Origin of the sequence: Sphingomonas cellulosilytica (assembly GCF_052321755.1) — a bacterium.
GTDB lineage: Bacteria > Pseudomonadota > Alphaproteobacteria > Sphingomonadales > Sphingomonadaceae > Sphingomonas.
On record NZ_JBQRTT010000003.1, the window covers coordinates 92016 to 112324 of the forward strand.

The 20309-nt window shown below is 65.6% G+C and carries 14 protein-coding genes and 1 pseudogene; 7 read left to right on the forward strand and 8 right to left on the reverse strand.

Annotation, left to right across the window (positions count from 1 at the left end; all coding sequences use genetic code 11):
* Positions 1–134 precede the first annotated feature (134 nt).
* The 3 genes from lldD to ACTZQ5_RS05810 form a co-directional block, all read right to left on the reverse strand.
* Positions 135–1277 (reverse strand): FMN-dependent L-lactate dehydrogenase LldD, encoded by a 1143-nt coding sequence (gene lldD / locus ACTZQ5_RS05800; RefSeq protein WP_443584214.1) that lies wholly within the window; start codon positions 1275–1277, stop codon positions 135–137.
* A 76-nt stretch (positions 1278–1353) separates the two neighbouring features.
* Complete coding sequence (gene lra1, locus ACTZQ5_RS05805) at positions 1354–2115, reverse strand: L-rhamnose 1-dehydrogenase Lra1 (RefSeq protein WP_443584215.1); 762 nt, start codon at positions 2113–2115, stop codon at positions 1354–1356.
* Between the two features lie 10 nt (positions 2116–2125).
* On the reverse strand, positions 2126–2938 hold the full coding sequence (locus ACTZQ5_RS05810; protein ID WP_443584216.1) for an IclR family transcriptional regulator: 813 nt from the start codon (positions 2936–2938) through the stop codon (positions 2126–2128).
* A 74-nt stretch (positions 2939–3012) separates the two neighbouring features.
* Here ACTZQ5_RS05810 and rhmD point away from each other — a divergent pair, with 74 nt between their 5' ends.
* The 7 genes from rhmD to ACTZQ5_RS05845 all read left to right on the forward strand — a co-directional run bounded on the left by rhmD (position 3013) and on the right by ACTZQ5_RS05845 (position 12627).
* Positions 3013–4203 (forward strand): L-rhamnonate dehydratase, encoded by a 1191-nt coding sequence (gene rhmD / locus ACTZQ5_RS05815; RefSeq protein WP_443584217.1) that lies wholly within the window; start codon positions 3013–3015, stop codon positions 4201–4203.
* Positions 4204–4213: 10 nt separating this feature from the next.
* Entirely contained in the window at positions 4214–5071 is an 858-nt protein-coding gene (locus ACTZQ5_RS05820; protein ID WP_443584218.1) for a 2,4-didehydro-3-deoxy-L-rhamnonate hydrolase, read from the forward strand.
* Entirely contained in the window at positions 5068–5817 is a 750-nt protein-coding gene (locus tag ACTZQ5_RS05825; RefSeq protein WP_443584219.1) for an SDR family NAD(P)-dependent oxidoreductase, read from the forward strand. Before ACTZQ5_RS05820 ends, ACTZQ5_RS05825 begins: the two co-directional genes overlap by 4 nt.
* Positions 5818–5893: 76 nt before the next feature.
* Complete coding sequence (locus ACTZQ5_RS05830) at positions 5894–6811, forward strand: amidohydrolase family protein (protein WP_443584220.1); 918 nt, start codon at positions 5894–5896, stop codon at positions 6809–6811.
* Positions 6804–7889: an L-rhamnose/proton symporter RhaT gene (rhaT, locus tag ACTZQ5_RS05835; protein ID WP_443584221.1), complete on the forward strand. Its 1086-nt coding sequence runs from the start codon at positions 6804–6806 to the stop codon at positions 7887–7889. Before ACTZQ5_RS05830 ends, rhaT begins: the two co-directional genes overlap by 8 nt.
* Positions 7890–7900: 11 nt before the next feature.
* A complete protein-coding gene (locus ACTZQ5_RS05840; RefSeq protein ID WP_443584222.1) occupies positions 7901–11326 on the forward strand; it encodes a glycosyl hydrolase in 3426 nt (1141 codons plus the stop codon).
* On the forward strand, positions 11323–12627 hold the full coding sequence (locus ACTZQ5_RS05845; RefSeq protein ID WP_443584223.1) for a family 1 glycosylhydrolase: 1305 nt from the start codon (positions 11323–11325) through the stop codon (positions 12625–12627). The genes ACTZQ5_RS05840 and ACTZQ5_RS05845 overlap by 4 nt, the downstream gene beginning before the upstream one ends.
* Positions 12628–12729: 102 nt before the next feature.
* Here ACTZQ5_RS05845 and ACTZQ5_RS05850 read toward each other — a convergent pair.
* From ACTZQ5_RS05850 to ACTZQ5_RS05870, 5 genes and pseudogenes are all read right to left on the reverse strand, one after another.
* Positions 12730–13050: pseudogene (locus ACTZQ5_RS05850) on the reverse strand (glycoside hydrolase family 3 protein); the annotation flags it as partial.
* Between the two features lie 172 nt (positions 13051–13222).
* Entirely contained in the window at positions 13223–14182 is a 960-nt protein-coding gene (locus ACTZQ5_RS05855) for a glycoside hydrolase family 3 N-terminal domain-containing protein (RefSeq protein WP_443584224.1), read from the reverse strand.
* Positions 14183–14194: 12 nt separating this feature from the next.
* Entirely contained in the window at positions 14195–14404 is a 210-nt protein-coding gene (locus tag ACTZQ5_RS05860; RefSeq protein WP_443584225.1) for a hypothetical protein, read from the reverse strand.
* A gap of 211 nt (positions 14405–14615) precedes the next feature.
* The gene (locus tag ACTZQ5_RS05865) at positions 14616–16910 is read right to left on the reverse strand and encodes a glycoside hydrolase family 3 C-terminal domain-containing protein (RefSeq protein WP_443584226.1); all 2295 of its coding nucleotides are present in this window, start codon (positions 16908–16910) and stop codon (positions 14616–14618) included.
* 89 nt (positions 16911–16999) lie between these two features.
* Positions 17000–19699, reverse strand: coding sequence for a TonB-dependent receptor domain-containing protein (locus ACTZQ5_RS05870; RefSeq protein ID WP_443584227.1), 2700 nt, complete (start codon positions 19697–19699; stop codon positions 17000–17002).
* Between the last annotated feature and the right edge of the window lie 610 nt (positions 19700–20309).

Sequence of the window (20309 nt, forward strand, 5' to 3'; positions counted from 1 at the left end):
GACCGCGAGGTGCGTTGTGGACGAGGCCGGCCCTCGTGTTCGCGAAGCCAAGTCGCGGACAAACCCGGAAGACATCGCGGCGGTGCGCGCGACCTCAGCCTCAGCTATCCTGTTAACCTGCTTACCGTCTCAAGTCATCTAACGAGTATTTTCCTTGATATCTGGTCGATGCTAGTCGAACTCGTCAGCGCCATAGCAACGCGCATTTCGGCTTCGATCAGCTTCAACATGTGGTCTACGCCCTTTTCCCCTGCTGCCGCCAACGCATAGACCCACGCTCGCCCGAGCAACACGCCATGAGCACCAAGGGCAAGCATTCGAATAACGTCCAGCCCAGATCTAACGCCGCCATCGGCCAATACCGTCAACCGATGTCGCACTGCGTCAGCGATCGGCGGAAGTGCACGAGCCGTGGATGGAACGCCGTCGAGCTGCCGCCCACCGTGATTTGAGACAACGATGCCGTCAGCGCCGAGCTCGGCGGCAGCACGGGCGTCTTCGACGTCCAATATGCCCTTGATGATCAGCGGGCCTTCCCAGACCTCCCGAATGAACTCGAGGTCCTTCCAAGACACCGTCGGATCGAAATTAGCTCGCATCCAGGCGAAGAAATCTTCCAATCCGGTACTCTTGCCAAGGACCGGCGCGACGTTGCCGAGTTGATGTGGCCGTCCCCTCATTCCGACGTCATAGGCCCAGGCAGGCCGCAGCATCGACTGCACTGCGCGTCGGGCGCTACCCATGAAACCCGACGCTCCTGCCAGTCCAGAACGATAGTCGCGATAGCGGGAGCCTGGGACCGGCATATCAACCGTGAACACCAGTGCGGAGCACTGGGCTGCCTTTGCCTGGGCCAGCAGATCACGCATGAAGCCCCGATCGCGAATCATGTAGAGCTGAAACCAGAAGGGCTGCGACGTGCCGGCAGCAACCTCGGCTAGCGGACACGCCGAAACTGTCGACAGGCAGAATGGCACGTCAGCCGTCTGCGCTGCGCGCGCCGCCTGAACCTCACCGCGACGCGCGTTCATTCCTGCCAACCCGATTGGCGCCAAGGCGATGGGGAGACGTTGGCTGCGCCCGAACAGCGTCGTCGACAGATCAAGCGTCGAGACGTCGGTCAGCACGCGCTGTCGCAACGCGATGTCCTCCAGATCAGCGACGTTCCGGCGCAACGTGACTTCTGCGTAGCTCCCCCCGTCGATGTACTCGAACAGAAAATGTGGCAGGCGGCGTCGCGCAAGTTCGCGATAGTCGATCGCGGAAGCTGCCTTCATGACCGAGCCTCCTGAAATTCGTGCGTCGGAAAACACGGTGCGGGCAGAAAAAAGCCCTGAATGATATGCGGCTGAATCATTGCAGGTTCACGAATGCACCGCCATCTACCAGCAACGCCGCGCCGGTGACGTACCGGGCCAAGTCGGACGCAAGAAACATGATCGGCCCGGCGATGTCGTCCGGTTCACCAAGCCTCCCGAGCGGGATACGCTGCGCCATGCGCAAGCGCTTCGCCGGATCGGCAAGATCTTCCTTGTTGATGTCGGTGAGGATCGTCCCCGGCAACACCGAGTTACACCGAATACCGTGGCGACCGAGGGCAATTGCCGTCGACTGCATCAGCGAATGCACGCCAGCCTTAGTCGGCGTGTAATGAGTCTGATATTCACCCCCCACGAGCGCGGAGATGGACGACACCGCGACGATCGCGCCGCCCCGCCCCTGACGAACCATCTGGTTGGCCGCGGCCTGCACCATGAAGTAGGCGCCGTGAAGATTGACGCGCATCGTTCGTTCGAACGTCTCCAAGGGCATATCGAGAAACGCATGGAACGGGCAGATGCCGGCATTGTTGACGAACACATCGATGCCCCCCAACGCTTCGGAAGCCCGTGTCACGAAATCGACCGCGGTTGCCGGGTCGGAGACGTCGCCCGCCACCGCGATGGCTTTGCGCCCCAACTCGGTGATCGCCGCCACGCACGATGCCGCCTCGTCCTCGCTGCCGAGGAAATTTATCGCAACGTCAGCACCGTGTCGTGCGGCGGCAATCGCGGTCGCTCGTCCGATCCCAGCCGATGCGCCCGTGACGAGGACAGCCTTTCCTCCTAGCAGCATCTCTCTCTCCCTATTCCTTTGGTGGCGCGGCAGTCCAGCCAAGGTCGCGACTGACGGCATCGGCCGCGGCGGATACCGTCTTCGACAGCTCGCTCATCCGCTCGTCGCTCATGTACTGCGCGGCGCTGGAGACACTGATCGCACCGACAATGACGCCCTTCGCGTCGCGCACCGGCGCGGCCACGCAGCGTATCTGATCCTCGTTCTCCTCGAGATCGAACGCGCGTCCGGCATCGACGTAGTGACGCATCCGGCTCTCCCATTCCGTCCAATCAGCCGGATGCGAGCCCTCCGCCTGATCGGCATCGAACCGCGCTCGCCAGTATTCGGGAGGGTGATCGAGCATGAGCGCCTTACCGAGGCCGGTCGACGTCAAAGGCTGCCTGTCTCCCACTCGGCTGGAGATCGTAATCCTTCGCCGCCCCGGCATCTTGTCGAGATACAGCGCCCGATCCCCCTCTAAGACGCCGAGATGAACGGTGTCCTCCGTCGATGCCGACAGAGCCTCGAGATGAAGTCGGGCGACCTGGATGATGTCGGCCTGGACATGGGCCAGAGCGCCCAATTCGAGCAGCTTAGGGCCGAGTCGATATCCGGCCCTTGGCGTGAAGGCGAGATAACCTCTCTCAACCAGCGCACTGGCCAACCGGTGCGTCGTACTCTTCGTGAGCCTGAGTCGATCAGCAAGTTCCTGAAGCCCACGCGCCTCCTGGGCGATCGCCTCGATCACGTCGAGGCCGCGCATCAAAGTCTGACTGCCGGCTCCCACCGTCGCTTCCTTGTCGGAATTGCCAAGCGATTCTGTTGACGTCATCGTTTTCATTCCCTAGGACGGAATTCCATAATATGGCAATAGCTACTGCGCTATCTTTATCAACGACGCAGACGATGGGCAGGATGACCGTGGCGCTACCGAAGATCAAACACGTGCGAGCCTTCACCGCAACCGGAGGAGGCGCCGACTACCACGATCAGACCGGATCGCACTGGATCGACGATCATATCGCGACTCCCATGAGCCGTTATCCCGAGTACCGAACGTCGCGACGCAGCTTCGGGATCAACGTGCTCGGTACCCTGGTAGTCGAGATCGAGGCCGAGGACGGAACGATCGGGTTCGCGGTCACGACCGGAGGAGCGCCCGCCTGCTTCATCGTGGAGAAGCATCTCGCCCGGTTCCTGGAGGGCCGCAACCCGGCCGACTACGAGAGGATCTGGGACCAGATGTACTTCTCGACGCAGTACTATGGGCGCAAGGGTCTTGTCGTGAACGCCATCTCGGGCGTCGACCTCGCCCTGTGGGATCTGCTGGGCAAGCTGCGTGGCGAGCCGGTGCATCAGCTGCTCGGCGGCCCGGTCAGGGACGAGCTGCAGTTCTACGCGACGGGTGCCCGCCCGGACGTCGCCAAGGAGCTGGGCTTCATCGGCGGCAAGATGCCGCTGCATCACGGCCCGGCCGAGGGGCTGGAAGGATTGCACAGGAACGTCGCGTTGCTCGCGGACATGCGGGCGAAGGTCGGCGACGACTTCTGGCTGATGTACGACTGCTGGATGGCGCTGGACGTCGACTACGCCACACGGCTGGCCATCGCATGCCACGAGCATGGCCTGAAATGGATCGAGGAGGCGATAAGCCCCGACGACTACTGGGGCTACGCCGACCTGAAGCGCAACGTGCCCAGGGGCATGCTGGTCACGACCGGCGAGCACGAGGCCACCCGTTGGGGCTTTCGCATGCTCCTCGATATGGACTGCTGCGACATCATCCAGCCCGACGTCGGCTGGTGCGGCGGCGTGACCGAGCTGCTCAAGATCAGCGCGCTCGCCGACGCCAAGGGCAAGATGGTCGTGCCGCATGGCTCGTCGGTCTACAGCTACCACTTCGTCATCACCCGCCACAACTCGCCGTTCGCCGAATTCCTGATGATGCATCCGGGACCGACCGAGGTCGTGCCTATGTTCGCGCCCCAGCTGCTTGGCGAGCCCGTCCCCGTCAACGGCCGGATCAAGGCCGGCCAGCTCGACAAACCCGGCTTCGGCGTCGAGCTCAACCGCGACATCCCCCTCAACCGCCCCTACACACACTGAGGTTCTTCCGATGAAATTCTGTCGTTACGGTGCCAAGGGTGCCGAGAAGCCTGGTCTGATCGACGAGGACGGTCGGATCCGCGACCTTTCAGAACATGTAGGCGACGTCTCCGTCGCGGTGCTGGACCAGCTGACCTCCATCCATGCCGCTTCACTGCCGCTCGTCGAGGGCGCTCCTCGCTACGGCGTACCGATCTCCGGGATCGGCAAGATCGTGGCGATCGGCCTGAACTACCGTGACCACGCGATCGAATCGAACCTGCCCATCCCGACCGAGCCGATGATGTTCATGAAGTCGCTTTCCAGCCTGTCCGGTCCGAACGACGACGTCATGCTGCCGAAGTCCGCGACGCACGGCGACTGGGAGGTCGAGCTCGGAGTCATCATCGGGAAAACCTGCCGCCATGTCGATCGCGCCGATGCCCTCGATCACGTCGCGGGCTACGTCCTGGCGAACGACGTGTCGGAGCGGTTCAATCAGAAGCAACGCGGCACGCAGTGGTCTAAGGGAAAGGGACACGACACGTTCTGCCCGGTCGGTCCGTGGCTGGTCACCCCCGACGAGATCGGCGATCCGCAGGATCTCGACATGACGCTCGACGTCAACGGCTCGCGGATGCAGACAGGCAACACCAGGACGATGATCTTCCCGGTCGACGAGCTGATCGCCTACGTCAGCGAGTACGTGACGCTGGAGCCCGGAGATCTTCTTCTGACCGGGACGCCACCGGGCGTCGGCGAGGGAAAGAAGCCGGAGGCGATCTACCTGGCGCCCGGCGACACGATGCACCTGACGATCGCGAAGCTCGGGGAACAGACGCAGGATGTCGTGGCGTGGCGGCATCCCCGCACGGGTGAAGCAGCATGACCGTGTTCGCAGGTCGGTTCTCGGGTCGGACGGCGATCGTCACGGGGGGCGCTTCGGGGTTGGGCAAGGCCGTGGCTGCACGGATGATCGCGGAAGGCGGGACCGTCGCACTTTGGGATCTCAACGCGGAGGCACTGTCTGCGGTACGCGATGAGATCCAGGCGGCGCACGTGGAAGCGGTCGACGTCGCCGACCTCGTCGCGGTCGAGGCAGCCGCCCAAAGGACGCTCGCCGCGCTCGGCAAGGTCGACATCCTCGTTTGTTCGGCCGGGATCACGGGCGCTACCGCGCCGGTGCACGAATTTCCCGTCGACAGCTGGCTTGAGGTCGTCGGCGTCAACCTGAACGGTCTGTTCTACTGCAACCGTACGATCGTGCCGATGATGCTCGAGAACGGTTATGGGCGGATCGTCAATCTGTCTTCGGTCGCCGGCAAGGAAGGGAACCCCAACGCCAGCGCCTATTCGGCGACCAAGGCCGCGGTGATCGGCCTGACCAAGTCTCTCGGCAAGGAGTTGGCCGGCAGGGGCGTGATCGCCAACGCGCTGACCCCCGCCACATTCGAAAGTCCGATCCTGACCCAGCTTCCACAAAGCCAGGTCGACTACATGCGCTCCAAGATCCCGATGGGTCGCCTCGGCGAGATCGAGGAGTCGGCCGCGATGGTCTGCTTCATGGCCAGCGAGGAGTGCAGTTTCACGACCGCCTCGACGTTCGACACGTCCGGGGGGCGCACGACCTTCTGAAGTCATCGATCCAAGGACGGCCCGGACGTCCGTAATGGCGACCCGGCATACCGGGCGCCTCAGGAGAGGATACACCATGCGCGACATTCCCTTCGTCGATGCCCATGTCCATTTCTGGGACCTTGCACGGCTTCGCTACCCCTGGCTGACGCCACCCTTCGCGGATGACGGCCCGAACGGATCGGTCGAGGCCATCGCGAAGACCTACCTGCCGCATGACTATCGACGGGACGCCGCCAGCTGGAACATCGCCGGCGTCGTCCACGTCGAAGCCGGAGCCGACGCCACCCATGCCGCCGCGGAGACCTTCTGGCTGGAACGGCTCGACGACCCTCCAGCCGGGATCGTCGCCCAAGCGGCGCTGAACGATCCCGAGCTGGAACCGCTCCTCGAGACGCACGCCGCGCACGGACGCGTCCGAGGCGTGCGGCACATCGTCAACTGGCACACGAACCCGACGCTCAGCTACACCGATCATGACGTGACGGAGGACCCCGCGTGGGAGAGAGGGTTCGCCCGGCTCGCCGATCATGGTCTGTCCTTCGATCTGCAGGCGTACCCTTCGCAGTTCGCGCGGCTGGTACGCATCATTGCGAGATCGCCCGAGACGCAGGTCGTGATCAATCATCTCGGCATGCCGGTACCAGCCGATCCCGATGGACGTGCGACATGGTCGGACGGTCTTCGCAGATTCGCGGAGCTTCCGAACGTCGCGATCAAGATCTCCGGGTTCGGGTTCGTGCGTCGCCCCTGGACGACCGACGATGCGCGCCCCTGGATCCTCGAGGCGATCGACATCTTTGGCGCTGGACGCGCCTGCGTGGCCAGCGACTTCCCGACCGACGGGCTTTTCGGCACCTTCGACGCCACGCTGGACACCTACGCGGCGATCCTGGAGCCGTTCTCGGCGGACGAACGCCGCGCGCTGTGGGGCGGCAACGCCAATCGGCTCTACCGCCTCGGACTCGAACTCAAGGATCGCGACAATGGGTAATCCGCTCGTCGGTGTCGCCTACCATTGGCTCGGCGGCCTCGCATCCGCCAGCTTCTACGTTCCCTACCGCGGCGTGCGCCGCTGGTCATGGGAGATCTTCTGGCTCACCGGCGGCTTGTTCTCCTGGCTGTTCGCGCCCTGGCTCTTCGCAGGCGTGATGACGAACGACCTGCTCGGCGTCATCGCCGCGTCGCCCCCCGCGACGATCCTCTGGTGCGTCGCCTTCGGCGTCCTGTGGGGGTTCGGAGGACTGACCTACGGTCTCACGATGCGCTATCTCGGCCTCTCGCTCGGCATGGCGGTGGTGTTGGGCCTGTCGACGGTCTTCGGCACGCTCATCCCCCCGATCTTCGCGGGAGATCTCAGCGCCAAGCTGTTCGACACCGCTTCGGGCAACGTCATCCTCGGCGGCCTGTTCGTGACCCTTGCGGGCATCGTAGTGGTCGCGCTGGCCGGCGCCTGGAAGGACGCGTCCCTGCCCGCCGAACAGAAGGCCGCGACGATCGCGGAGTTCGCCTTCCGGAAGGGCCTGGCCGTCGCGATCTTCTCGGGCGTCATGTCGAGCTGCTTCGCCTTCGGTCTGGCGGCCGGGGAGCCGCTGAAGGCGCTGTCCGCCGCGGCGGGCACGGGACCCTTGTGGACGGGCCTGCCCACCCTGTGCCTCGTCATGTTCGGCGGCCTTCTGACCAACGCGACGTGGTGCGCGATCCTGATCATCCGCAACCGGTCGGCAGGCCAATGGATCGGACGCTTCGGTCCGGCACCCGGCGCCGCCGCCACGCCTAACGAGGGGCGCCACTCGCTGCCGACCAACTTCCTGCTCTGCGCGCTCGGCGGGACGCTCTGGTACTTCCAGTTCTTCTTCTACACGATGGGCGAAAGCCAGATGGGGCGCCTGGGCTTCTCGTCCTGGACGCTCCACATGGCCTCGATCATCATCTTCGGCACACTCTGGGGTTTCGCGCTGCGCGAATGGCGCGACGCATCGACCCGTGTCCGGGCGACCGTCTGGGCCGGCGTCGCCCTCCTCGTCTTCGCCACCGTCATCATCGGTTACGGCAACAGCCTCGCATCCTGAAGGAACCACGCATGCGCCTGCGCACCTCCATCCCCGTGTTCCTGCTGTTGGCGGGTACGATACTGACCGGCACGGCAGCCGCACAGAAGGTTGCCCCCTCGGCGCCCGACGCGACGCCAGCCTCGCCTTCCACCGCGGACGACCCGCTGCGCAGCGGCTTCCAAGTTCCGCCGGAGTCGGCCCGCCCTCGCGTCTGGTGGCACTGGCTGAGCGGCAACGTGACGCGCGATGGGATCACGAAGGATCTCGAATGGATGAAGCGCATCGGCGTCGCCGGCGCGATGATGTTCGACGGAGACATGGGAGCACCGAAGATCGTGCCCGAGCGGGTCACCGTCCTGAGCCCGCAATGGTTCGGCAATCTGAAGTTCGCGGCGTCCGAGGCCGATCGGCTGGGGTTGGAGTTCGCGATGGCCGCGGCTCCCGGATGGAGCGAAACCGGGGGCCCCTGGGTGAAACCCGAGTGGGGCATGAAGAAGTTCGTGTGGAGCGAGACGCGGATAGTCGGCGGCCACCGCGCCGGCAAACTCGCTCCACTTCCCGACAACTCGGGACCGTTCCAAGCGATGGCGAAGCACGACTTCACCGGCAAGCCTCAGACGGGCGGACCGGTACTCTCGCGCGACGTCGCGGTGCTCGCCTTCCGTACGCCCGAGGGTGACGTGCCGCTCGGCTCTCTTGCGCCGACCATATCCACGAACGCACCCGCGACGGACACGGCGATGCTGGCGGATGGCGATACGGAGCATGGGGTCACCCTTCCCTCGCCCACTCCTGGCGCACCGACCTGGGTTCGCTACGACTTCGCGGTGCCGACCACCATCCGCGCCCTCACGTACGTCGGTCCGGTGGGAGGGCGCTTCGCCGAAGGACCGCAAGGGCGGATCGAGGCGAGCGACGATGGCACGACGTGGCGTTCGATCCGCACCCTGGTCGGGCAGGCCCACAATCCTGCACCGCAGCGTACGTTCGCCTTCCCCTCGACCACGGCTCGGCACTTCCGCGTCCTGTTCGATCGACCCGAAGCCTCCCGCAATCCCTGGCCGCAGGCTCCCGGGATCACGCTTTCCGAACTCGCCCTGGTGCCGGGTGCACGCGTCGACATGTTCGAGGACCGGGCGGGATTCGGCGTGCTCGCGGACGCGGATGCCGTCCGGACCCCCGACGTCGCGGCCTCCGCCGCGATCCGATCGGAGGACATCCTCGACCTCAGCGACAGACTGCGTCCGGACGGCACGCTCGACTGGACAGCCCCGACGGGCACATGGACGGTTCTGAGGGCCGGCTGGTCGCTCACCGGCGAGGTCAACCATCCCGCCACGCCCGAAGGCACCGGGCTGGAGGTCGACAAGCTGAACGCCGCCCACGTACGCGCACACCTCGACGCGTACATGGCTCCCGTCATCGAGACCCTGGGACCGCTGGTCGGCGATCGAGGTCTCCGATATCTCCTGACCGACAGCTGGGAAGCCGGCCAGGAGAACTGGACCGAGCCCATGCCGGCGGAATTCATGCGTCGGCGCGGCTACGCGCTGACCCGGTTGCTACCCGTGCTGGCTGGCCACGTCGTCGACAGCGCCGAGCGCAGCGACGCCTTCCTATGGGATTTTCGCCGGACCCTCGCGGACCTCGTCGCGGAGAACCATTACGGCACGATCACCCGCTTCGCCAAGGAGCACAGGCTGGGCTACTACGGCGAGGCGACGGGAGCAGCCTGGCCAACCGTCGCGGACGGCATGCTCGCCAAGAGCCTCACCGACATTCCCATGGGTGAGTTCTGGGCCATGCCGTTCGGTGGCCAACCCGCGGCCTTCCAAGGCGTCGCTTCCGACGAGTTTCCCGCGGACATCATCGAGACCCGATCCACCGCGCACGTCTACGGCAAGCCGCTGGTCGCTGCGGAGGCCCTCACCTCGTCGTTGCCGCAATGGACGTCGACGCCATGGTCGCTGAAATGGGTGGTCGACAAGTACATGGCGATGGGCGTGAATCGCCTGGTCCTGCACACGTCCCCGCATCAGCCCGACGACACGCACAAGCCCGGCCTCACCCTCGGGCCGTTCGGGCAGGTCTTCACCCGCCACGAGACCTGGGGGGAGATGGCCAAGCCCTGGATCGACTACCTGTCGCGCAGCTCCTACATGCTGCAGCAGGGAACGCCATCGGCCGACGTCCTCTACTTCTACGGCGAGGGTGCGCCATCCGGGGTTCCGTATCGCGGCGCGGGTGGGGCACTGGATCTACCAGGACACGGGTTCGACTACGTCAATGCCGACGCGCTGCTGCGGCTGGCGACGGTGGACCGGGGGCGTATCGCGTTCCCCGGCGGCGCGAGCTACCGATTGCTCGTACTTCCGGAGGCGCTCGATCGGATGACGCTTCCCATGATCACGAGGCTGCGGAACCTCGTCGCGGAGGGCGCGGTGCTCGTCGGACCCAAGCCGACGGGCTCCCCGAGCCTGGGTTCGAGCGACGACGCCGTTCGCACGATCGCCGACGACCTCTGGGGGCAGACGGACGGCGACTCCCTGACCGTCAACTCCTACGGCAAGGGACGCGTCTACTGGCGTCGGGACGTACCGGCCGTCCTGGCGGCGGAACGGATTGCACGCGACTTCGACTACGCTCCGGACGATCCGGCGATGATTCTGCGCTTCGCGCACCGCCATCTCGGCGATGGGGACCTCTACTTCGTGACGAACCAGAGCGACAAGGCCGCCACCGTCCCCACCTGGTTCCGCGCCACCGGCCACGCGCCCGAGTTGTGGCATGCCGAGACCGGCAGGTCCGAACGGGTCACCTATGCCGTCGACGGCGATCGGACGCGCATCCCGCTGACGCTCGGCGCGTACGAAGCGGTGTTCGTGCTCTTCCGCGGGCCCGGGAGCGCGAAGGGCCTGACCATTGCGCCCCCACGGATCAGGACCGTGGGAACGCTGGCGACCGGCTGGAGCGTCCAATTCCCGACCGGGGCGCCGACCGCGACCAACGTCGGTTCGTGGACCGCCAGCGCGGATCCCGAGATCCGCTACTTCTCCGGCGTGGCGACATATCGCCAGACGCTCACCGCCCCGGGCGGCTGGTTCACCAAGGGCGAACGCCTGTATCTGGATCTCGGCCGCGTCGGAGATGTAGCGGAGGTCCGCATCAACGGCGTCCCGGCGGGAACGGCCTGGGCGCCACCATACCGGCTGGATGTGACCGATCAGCTGAGACGCGGACGGAACGAAGTGGAGATAAAGGTGGCGAACACATGGCAGAATCGATTCGTCGGGGATCTGCAGCCAGGCGCGACGCAGCACGCCTGGACCAACGCGGCATCGGGCGGCGGTTTCGCCCTGCTCGGCAATGGCCTGTCGGCCTCGACCCCGCTGACCCCATCCGGTCTACTTGATCCGGTACGCATCGTCGCGGTGCAGGACGAGGCGGCGCGATGACCCCCACCGGTCTGACCCGGCGTCACGTGATCGCGGCCGGCGCGACGCTGGCTGCCACCACGCCTCTGGCCGCGATGGCGGGCATGACGCACAGGACGTTCCCCAAGGGATTCCTCTGGGGAACCGCGACTGCGGCACACCAGGTCGAAGGCAACAACACTAACAGCGATTGGTGGCTTCTCGAAGGCCTACCCGGAACGTTCATCAGGGAAAGGTCCGGAGTCGCGTGCGATCACTACAACCGCTACCCTCAGGACATCGCGACGATCGCGGCGATGGGCTTGAGCAGCTATCGGTTCTCCATCGAATGGGCACGCATTGAGCCGACGCCTGGGCGCTACGACAAACGTCAACTCGACCATTATCGCGACATGCTGCGGGTCTGCCGCCGGCATGGTCTGCACACTGTGGTCACGCTGCATCACTTCACCTCGCCTGCGTGGCTGGCGGCGCGCGGCGGCTTCGAGAATCCAGCGACCGTGGCCGCGTTCGCCGCCTATGCGGAGGCCGTGCTGCGACACTGCGGAGATCTGATAGACACGCTGTGCACCTTCAACGAAGCCAACCTGACCTTCTCGGACTTCATCCCAACGACGATCCTCGCACCCATGCTGGATGCGGCGAAGAAGGCCAGCGGCTCGTCCACATTCCGCTCATTCCTCTTCGATGACGCGTCCAGGTCCAAGCCGATCGTGCGGGCGTGCCACGCGGCGGCGCGGAGAGCGACCAAGGCGGTCCGGCCGGATCTTCCAGTGGGTCTGACGCTAGCCATGTCCGACATCCAGGATGCTCCCGGCGCGCCAGGAGCAGGAGTGGCGGAGCGATCGAAGCGATACGACGTGTGGCTCGAACTGGCGCGAACCGATGAATTCGTGGGTGTCCAGAACTACACGCGAGAGCGCTTCGATGCGAAGGGTGCGATCCCACCACCGGCGGGGGCCGTCCGCACGCAGCTCGACCAGGAGTACTACCCTGCCGGGCTCGCCGGAGCCGTCCGCTACGCCGCGAGCGTGGCAAGGACACCGATCCTCGTCACGGAGAACGGCATCGGGACGGAGGACGACGCCTTGCGGGGACGCTACATCACCGAGGCGTTGACCGGACTTCAGGAGTGCATTGCCGCCGGCATCGACGTCCGGGGGTATTGGCACTGGTCGGCGATGGACAATTTCGAATGGAGCTTCGGATATGGCCCCAAATTCGGATTGATGGCCGTCGATCGCGTCAGCCAGGTGCGCACCCTCAAACCAAGCGCCTCCCTTTACTCTGCCATCGCGCGGGCGAACGCCGTGTCGGCCTGACGGGCCGCGCACGAGCGGCCGCCAGATGCCTCCCCACTCCGTGATTCCGACCCCTGCATTGTACAACGGAGAGATGGAGTCGTTCGAACGCGCGGGATCCTGCCGCTCGACCGCCTCCATCGACGACGGCAACTCGAACGTGAGCCTACCCCTTGCCTTCGCCTTGCCGATGACGACGTCCATCACCGCCGCGTCGCTGGCGCCGAGCGCCGCCAGCATCGCCGCGGCGCGGTCGCGGACGCTGGTGAGGATCGCCGGACGATCCATGTCGATCGCGACGATCGTGGGCACGCGAGCGGTCGCCTCCAGTATCGCTTCGTAGCCGGGATCGCCCGGACGGAAATCCAGACGGCCCTCGTTCTGCCGGTTTCCAAAGAAGGCATACGGGTGCAGCTCCTCGGACGCCGTGGCCACCTGGACCACGGCAACCTCGGCCTTCGCCGATCGTCGACTACGATCAGACCGGCGGCCCTCGCGATCGCCGCGTCCACGCCGTGCAGCCAGACCCTGCGGCCCGATCGTATCGGTATGACCCCGCCCTCGTTCTCCTCGCTGGGCCGCGTCCGCCGCTGCCTGATCGGCGGCATTTCCGACCTCAACCGCAGCGGCCTACGCGTCCACGTAGGGATCGTCGAACAGCCCCTGCTCGAACTTCAGCGTCAGTACGCGCCTGACGGACTGATCGAGGGGCCACGGACACCTTTCCGGCCTCCGCCGCGGCTATGAGCGGCGCAGGATCATCGACGCCTCCGAACTGGTCCATGCCGGCGTCCACCGCCTTGACGAAGCGGTCCACCCTGTCCATCGCCTCGACGCCCCACGACATCGCGATAGCCGCAGGCGTCTGCGGTCGTTCGCGTGTCGGTGTCGAACAGGCGATCGGGCAGTCGTTGGTAGTACCCCAGTTCGACATGATGAGTCCCGCGAACTTCTTCCTGCCACGCAGCAGTCCCGTGAGCAGCTGACGGTTGAACCCGGCACCGACCTGTTCCAGCGGCCGACCACCGAGCGTGACGCCCGCAATGATTGGATAGGTCGGCATGACGCCCGAGACGCCCGCGACGCCCGCGACGCCCGCGGCGAACGCACCGTCGAACGCGGCGACATGCTGGGCGAAGCTGGCATTGTCGAGCCGGACCGTGCGACCATAGTGGTTGTGCGCGTCGAACCCCCGCGGCTCCGCGCCGTAGCCGACCCAGTGCTTCACAACGGTCGCCACTCTGTCCTTCGAAACGCCGGCGGTGCCGTGCTGGAAGCCCTGCACATAGGCGACGACCAGCGCGGAGACCTTCGCCGGGTCGGATCCGAAGGTCGCGGTTCCACGGGGCCAGCGCGGCTCGCTGGCGAGGTCCGCCTGCGGCGACAAGGCCATGTGGATGCCGACCGCGCGGTATTCCCGACGCGCGACGTCGCCGATCCGACGCACGACGCCGGGATTTCCGAGCGCGGCGAAGCCGAGGGGCTCCGGCCAGAGTGTGAATCCGCTGCCGCGGGTGCTGGCCCCGAGCACGGCCTGGAAATGGTTGCGTGGATCGGTGCTGATCGTCAGCGGCATGCCGAGACGCTATCACGCAGCAAGCTTCTGCAGCTTGTTGTTCTGTTCCGCCAAGTCGCTCGACGACATCGAGAGGCGCGCGATCAGACTTGTGACCCCGTTGCCGACGATGATCGTCCGCGCCTTCGCCAAGTCATAGCCGCCGTCTGACCGGCCGACCGCGTCCCCAACGCCGGGCGCGGTGCCGTGCATCATCGTTCCCGCCTTCTCGGCAAGCGTCATGCGCGCGAGAAGATCCTCCACGCGCCTTTGGACCGGCAGGTCGACGTCCTCGTAGGGATCCAGATGCCCGTCGTGGTTGAGATCGCGATACTGCCGGGCGGCCGTTCGCGGTGCCGCACCCGCCGTGACCGCCAGAGATGCTCCACAGAGGGCGAGCATCGTTCTTCTCGCTTGAAGCTTCCGCATGTCGAACCTCGAACCCGAGATCGGACTACTGGGTCCAGAGGCGATCGTTGACGCTGGCGGTGCCGCTCAGATCGATGTCGTCGACGCTGTGTCCGACCGAGATCGGAACCGCGCCGGCATGAACATGCCAAGACCTGCGGCCGGGATCGTAGTCGGCGATCAGGCGCGGATCGACATCCACCTGGACCGTCCGGCTCTCGCCGGGGGCAAGCGTCACCTTCTCGAAGCCGACGAGCCGACGGACCGGTGCGCCGTTGAAGCCGGGACGGGTCGCATACACCTGCGGCACGTCGGCACCTGGAACCCGGCCGGTGTTGGTCACAGTGAAAGTAACCTGCGGAACGTCGCCGCCGGCAACCCTGATCCCGCCGTAGGAGAAGGTCGTGTAGGAAAGGCCATGGCCGAACGGGAACAGTGGTTTCGCCCGCGTCGCCTGGAACCAGCGATAGCCCGCGTCGGCACCTTCGGGATACTCGACCGGGAAGGTCGGCACCCCGCCGGTCAGATCGACCGTGCTGATGTCAGGGTTGACCGGCTTGCGTGCGGCTTCAGCAGCAGCGGACCGGACCAGTCCCAGCCCCGGAACGTCCGGTCGAGGGCCCTGCACATCGCTAGCTGGAAAGGTGATCGGCAGACGACCGGATGGGTTCACGTCCCCGAACAACACGCGCGTGATCGCCTGGCCGCCGCGTTCACCAGGATACCAGGCGGCCAGCACCGCGGCCACCCGGTCTATCCACGGCATCGAGACGGCTCCGCCGGTCTCGAGAACCACGACGGTCCTCGGGTTGGCGGCGCCGACGGCTGAGATGAGGTCGTCCTGTCCGCCCGGCAGCTTGAGGCTCTCGACGTCGACTGCCTCCGATCGCCATTGCTGCGCGAACACCACGACGAGATCGGCGCGCTTCGCCGCGGCCGCGGCCGCGGCCGCGTCCGATCCGTCGAGATAGGTCACTTCGGCGTTCGGCGCCCTGGCGCGCATCGCCGCCAGCGGCGACGAGGCATGATAGGTGATCTTGATGAAGCCGCTCAGCGGCCCCCCGCCCGGCATCGGCAGTTCGAGCGCTACGCCGCTCGCCGGGCGAACCTGCGACGACCCGCCACCCGACAGCACGCCGATGTCGGCATGTGCGCCCACGAGCAGGATGCGCCTGGCGGTCGCTGCGGCAGGCAGGACCCCGCGATCGTTCTTCAGCAGGACCATGCCCGCTTCGGCGGCTCTCTGCGAAACGTCGGCGTGTGCACGATAGTCGATCGACTGCGGCTCGCTCGGCGTAGGATTGTCGAGCAGACGGTGCGCGATCATCGTGCGCACGATGCGCCGGACCATGTCGTCCAGCCGTGCCGTGGACACCTGCCCGCTGGTGACCGCAGCCTTCAGCGGAGCTCCGAAGAACACCTGCCGGTCCAACTCCTGGCCCGATTCCTGATCGAGACCGGCGGTCGTTGCCCTCGCGGTGGAATGCACCGCCCCCCAGTCCGACATGACCCAGCCTGTGTACCCCCAATCACGCTTGAGGACGTCGTTCAGCAGGAAGGCGTTCTCGCAGGCGTAGGCGCCGTTCACCTGATTGTAGCCGCACATGACCGATCCCGGCCGGCCGATTTCGATGGCCATCTGAAACGCGAGGAGATCGCTTTCGCGCATCGCCGCCTCGGGCATCCGGGCGTCGAGAACGTTCCGACCCGTCTCCTGCGCATTCAGCGCATAGTGCTTGATCGTGGAGACGATGTCGTTCGACTGGATGCCTCGGATGCTCTCCCCAGCCATGCGTCCGGTCAACAGGACGTCCTCGCTCAGGTACTCGAAGTTGCGCCCGTTTCTGGCGTCCCGCACCAGATTGGCGCCGCCGGCGAGCAGAACGTTGAAGCCCTTGGCCCGGGACTCCGCTCCGATCATCGCACCGCCGGCGTAGGCGATTGACGGGTCGAAGCTCGCCGCCGTCATCAGGCTCGACGGCAGCGCGGTGGCGACGTCGCCTTTGCGCATCTGTCCGCCGTTGGCGACGCCGAGGCTCGCGTCGCTTTCGAAGAGATCAGGCACGCCCAGCCGGGGCACGCCCGGCACATGGCCGGCGCCGTTGCGCTTCTCGCTGGGCCGCTCCTTCAGGATCGCGGAGCCGAAGGTGCCGTGCAGCATGGCGATCTTCTCGTCGAGCGTCATCCGCCCCACGATGGCGTCCGCGCGCGCGTCGGCATCGCGCGTGACGGCGGCGTCGGGACGCGCCGCCTCCGTCTGAGCGATCGCCGCGCCCGCACCGCCGATCGCCAGCCCCAAGGCCGACGTCCCGATTACGAGATGTGAGAGGTGGCGGATCATGCGGGACTCCGAGAACGACGATGTCTTCGGCGCCGATGGCGCCGACGTGAAAACGGGTGGCGACGCCGTCGCCACCCGAGGAAAGAGCCTCAGAACTTCCCGCGCAGTCCAACCGAGACGACCCGACCAAGCGCCGAGGCATTCGCCGAGTCGAACCCGTAGGCTGACGCGCTGGCGTCGTAGAAGAACGGCGGATCCTTGTCGAAGAGGTTGGTGACGTCGACGGTGATCTGCGGATCCTCGACGAGGCTGCCCAGCGGGAGCTTCAGTCCGAGATGGAGATCGACCGTGGTGTTGGCCTTCACCCGGCTGTTGTCCACGACGTTGCGGTACTTGTTGATGTAGTTGACGAAGATCGCTCCGTCGACGGGACCGTTGGCGTAGGCGACGCGTCCACGCGCCTTGAAGTCGATCGCGTAACCGGTCCGCAGGCGGCTCGTGACTACGTTGCTGCCGTTGATCTGCTGATCGAAGCCCCAGAGCCAGGTGCCCGCGGCGCCCACGTTGAAGTCCCCGATCGACGTGCTGCGCGCATAGCCGACGTCAAAGTCGAGCCCGTCGATCTTCTGCCGAGCGAAGTTCTGGCGACGCAGATCGTAGATCGCGGTGGGCAGCGTGCCGACGTCGGGGTAGGACAGGCCGTCATGCCTGATGCCGTTGGTTGCAGCCAGGACCTGCGCTGCGGTGGGCGCATAGGTCCGGTAGACGTCGAAAAGCGGATTGTTGGGCTCGCTGACCGGATTGAAGCCCGGGAAGGTGATGACGTTCTTGTAGTCGATGTTGAAGTATGTCGCCGTTAGCTTGAAGCCGGGCAGGAAGACCGGCTTGAAGTCGGCACCGAGCGACCACGTCGTCGCGGTCTCGGGCTGAAGCCTGTTACCACCCGCCAGAATGATCGAATACGCGCCCGGCGCGGTCGAACCGGTGAAGTCCGCGAACCGGATGACGCGCGTGTCGATGGCGGTACCCGCATCGGCGAGGCTCGGCGCGTGGAAGGACGTGCCGTAGCTGCCGTGGAGCACCAAGCCCCGCACGGGTGTCCAGTTCACCCCGATCTTCGGGTTCGTCGTTCCGCCGACATCGTCGTAGTGGTCGTAGCGTGCCGACAGCGAGACGTCGAGCGCCTGGAAGGCGGTCGTCGCGTTCGCCTCACCGAAGATCGGCACGAACACCTCGCCGTATGCCGAATAGCTCTTGCGCTTGCCGAGTGCTTCGGTCTGGATCGCGCCGCCGTCGGGACCGGTGTCGGTGTTCGCGTAGAAGCGCTCCTCACGCAGGCTGCCGCCGACCGCCGCCTTCACCGCACCGCCAGGCAGCGAGAAGAGCGAGCCGTCGACCTTCGCGATGGCCTCCTTGACCTCCTGCTGTCCGAAGTAGCGCGTGCGGTAATTGCCCACACGCTGCACCAGCGACGGATCGTTGGCGGCGCCTACGCCATAGGGGTTGTAGGTGCCCGCACTCACGAGCCTCGTGACCAGTGCCTGATCGATGCCGCGCTGCGTGATGTCGTCGCGTTCACGTCCATAGTTCAGATCGATCGCGCCGCGCCAGCCGCCGCCGAGATCGGCGCCGATGCCCGCGTTCGTGGACCACGTCCGGGTGGAGATGCGGTTCCGGATGGTCGGACCGAGGTCCCTAGAGGGATTGTACGTAACCTGCTGAGTACCGGCGGGGACGCCGGAGGCGACCACGGCGTTGTAGAACGGACCGCCGGCGACCGTCAGGTTCAAGCCGCCGCTCGACACGTTCCCGCCGGAGATCGCCTGATCCGAGCGGAGTTCCCGAGCCGAGTACAGCGTGCGGGCGTGCACCTCGATGCCGCTGCCAAGTTCCTGGCGGATGGACACCAGCCCCTGATGGCGGTGCTGCGCGGGATAGAGATCGTTGGCCTTGTTGACGTCGCATTGGTTCGGCACGCCGGCGCGCGCGCCCGTCGCGGTGAGACCATAGATCACTCCGTTGACGGTCACGTTCGCAGGGCTGCAGAGCGTCGACAACGTCCGCATGCCGTAATAGTCCCGCTCCGTGCCGTTTACCGCGGTGTTCTCCGAATACTCGTAGTCGGCGAGGATCGACCCCGTATCCCACTTCCTCCCGGCCAGGATGCTGCCGTTGTATGTCCGATAGCCATCTCCGAAGCCGACCCTGCCCGCGGTCTCCACGCCGTCGACGTTCTTGCGGAGGATGAAGTTGACGACGCCAGCCACCGCATCGGATCCGTAGATCGACGAAGCCCCGTCCGCCACCACCTCGACACGCTCCATCGCGGAAGGCGGGATCGCGCTCGGGTCGGGCGCGGTCTGGTTTATGCCGGCCCCCGGAAGCCGCAGGCCATCGAGCAGAACGAGCGTCAATCCACCGCCACCGTTGCCGACTCCGACGCCGTGGATCGCGGGCTGATCGACGAAGTTCGCCGAGTTCTGCCCGTTGTTCGTACCGCTGCCTCCGAAGCTGCCCAGCTGGGGAACCGTTCGAAGCAGTTCGGTGGTCGTGCTCGCACCCGTCGCGACGATGTCAGCGCTGGTGACGCTGATGAGCGCCGATCCGGTGGGCGCGACCCCGCGGATGCTGGATCCGGTGACGACGATGTCAGCTCCCTGGTCGGCGGGGATGGAAGGATCCTGCGGTCCAACTTGTTGAGCATCCGCAGCGGATGACGATGGCGCAGCATTCGCGGAGGGGCCATCCACCGCTACGCCCGCCTGCACTTGCGCGAATGCGGGCGACGCGATCGCCATGCCAGTCGTTGCCAACATCGTTGCCACGAATTTCTGCGTATTCATGTACATCCCCTCATCTCCTGAAGACGCGGTGGTTGCAGCGCCCTAAGGGTCATAGTTTTATTGTAGATCGGAACTAGAATGCTCGAGCCGCCAGGCGAGCTACATCTTACAGCTGTTGCATCCCATGCAAGCATCGCTCCCCGAATTTAGCTAAACCTACGTTAGCGCGACAGTCTTCGCTATCTGGACCTCACCTACCCCGATCCGACAACCTTCGCAAGCGGTATTTCATCACCTGTGAGATTGTCCCGTATCATGGGATTTGATCGTTCAGCGGTGTCGTCGGTGCCTAGGCGGCCGGCACGACGACCCAGAAGGGCACGGCGATCGGCGAAACCTGTCGCGCAGACGTCGATGTACGTTTCGCGGCTGCCGTGACCGGAATGCCATTGTCGAACGGAACCGATAGCCGCACATTTCTAATCGCGAACTTCTGCGGGTCAGCCGCGGCCAAACGACTGGCTTGGGACGTCAGATCGGCCCTGATCAGCGCGTCGTGGCCTAGCGCGCGGCCATCGATTCACGTCATCAGCGACCGCCCAACGCGATGGCGGAGCGTCCCTCGATATGGGAGATCGCGTTGCTGCAACCCGCCTGACCGAACGACGTCTAGTTA

Coding starts and splice junctions, on each gene's coding strand:
- lra1 (WP_443584215.1), bottom strand. CDS start 2,115: ATGCTGCTAGGAGGAAAGGCTGTCCTCGTCACGGGCGCATCGGCTGGG.
- ACTZQ5_RS05825 (WP_443584219.1), top strand. CDS start 5,068: ATGACCGTGTTCGCAGGTCGGTTCTCGGGTCGGACGGCGATCGTCACG.
- rhaT (WP_443584221.1), top strand. CDS start 6,804: ATGGGTAATCCGCTCGTCGGTGTCGCCTACCATTGGCTCGGCGGCCTC.
- ACTZQ5_RS05870 (WP_443584227.1), bottom strand. CDS start 19,699: ATGTACATGAATACGCAGAAATTCGTGGCAACGATGTTGGCAACGACT.
- ACTZQ5_RS05840 (WP_443584222.1), top strand. CDS start 7,901: ATGCGCCTGCGCACCTCCATCCCCGTGTTCCTGCTGTTGGCGGGTACG.
- ACTZQ5_RS05845 (WP_443584223.1), top strand. CDS start 11,323: ATGACCCCCACCGGTCTGACCCGGCGTCACGTGATCGCGGCCGGCGCG.
- rhmD (WP_443584217.1), top strand. CDS start 3,013: ATGACCGTGGCGCTACCGAAGATCAAACACGTGCGAGCCTTCACCGCA.
- ACTZQ5_RS05810 (WP_443584216.1), bottom strand. CDS start 2,938: ATGAAAACGATGACGTCAACAGAATCGCTTGGCAATTCCGACAAGGAA.
- ACTZQ5_RS05855 (WP_443584224.1), bottom strand. CDS start 14,182: ATGCCGCTGACGATCAGCACCGATCCACGCAACCATTTCCAGGCCGTG.
- ACTZQ5_RS05830 (WP_443584220.1), top strand. CDS start 5,894: ATGCGCGACATTCCCTTCGTCGATGCCCATGTCCATTTCTGGGACCTT.
- ACTZQ5_RS05865 (WP_443584226.1), bottom strand. CDS start 16,910: ATGATCCGCCACCTCTCACATCTCGTAATCGGGACGTCGGCCTTGGGG.
- lldD (WP_443584214.1), bottom strand. CDS start 1,277: ATGAAGGCAGCTTCCGCGATCGACTATCGCGAACTTGCGCGACGCCGC.
- ACTZQ5_RS05860 (WP_443584225.1), bottom strand. CDS start 14,404: ATGACGCTTGCCGAGAAGGCGGGAACGATGATGCACGGCACCGCGCCC.
- ACTZQ5_RS05820 (WP_443584218.1), top strand. CDS start 4,214: ATGAAATTCTGTCGTTACGGTGCCAAGGGTGCCGAGAAGCCTGGTCTG.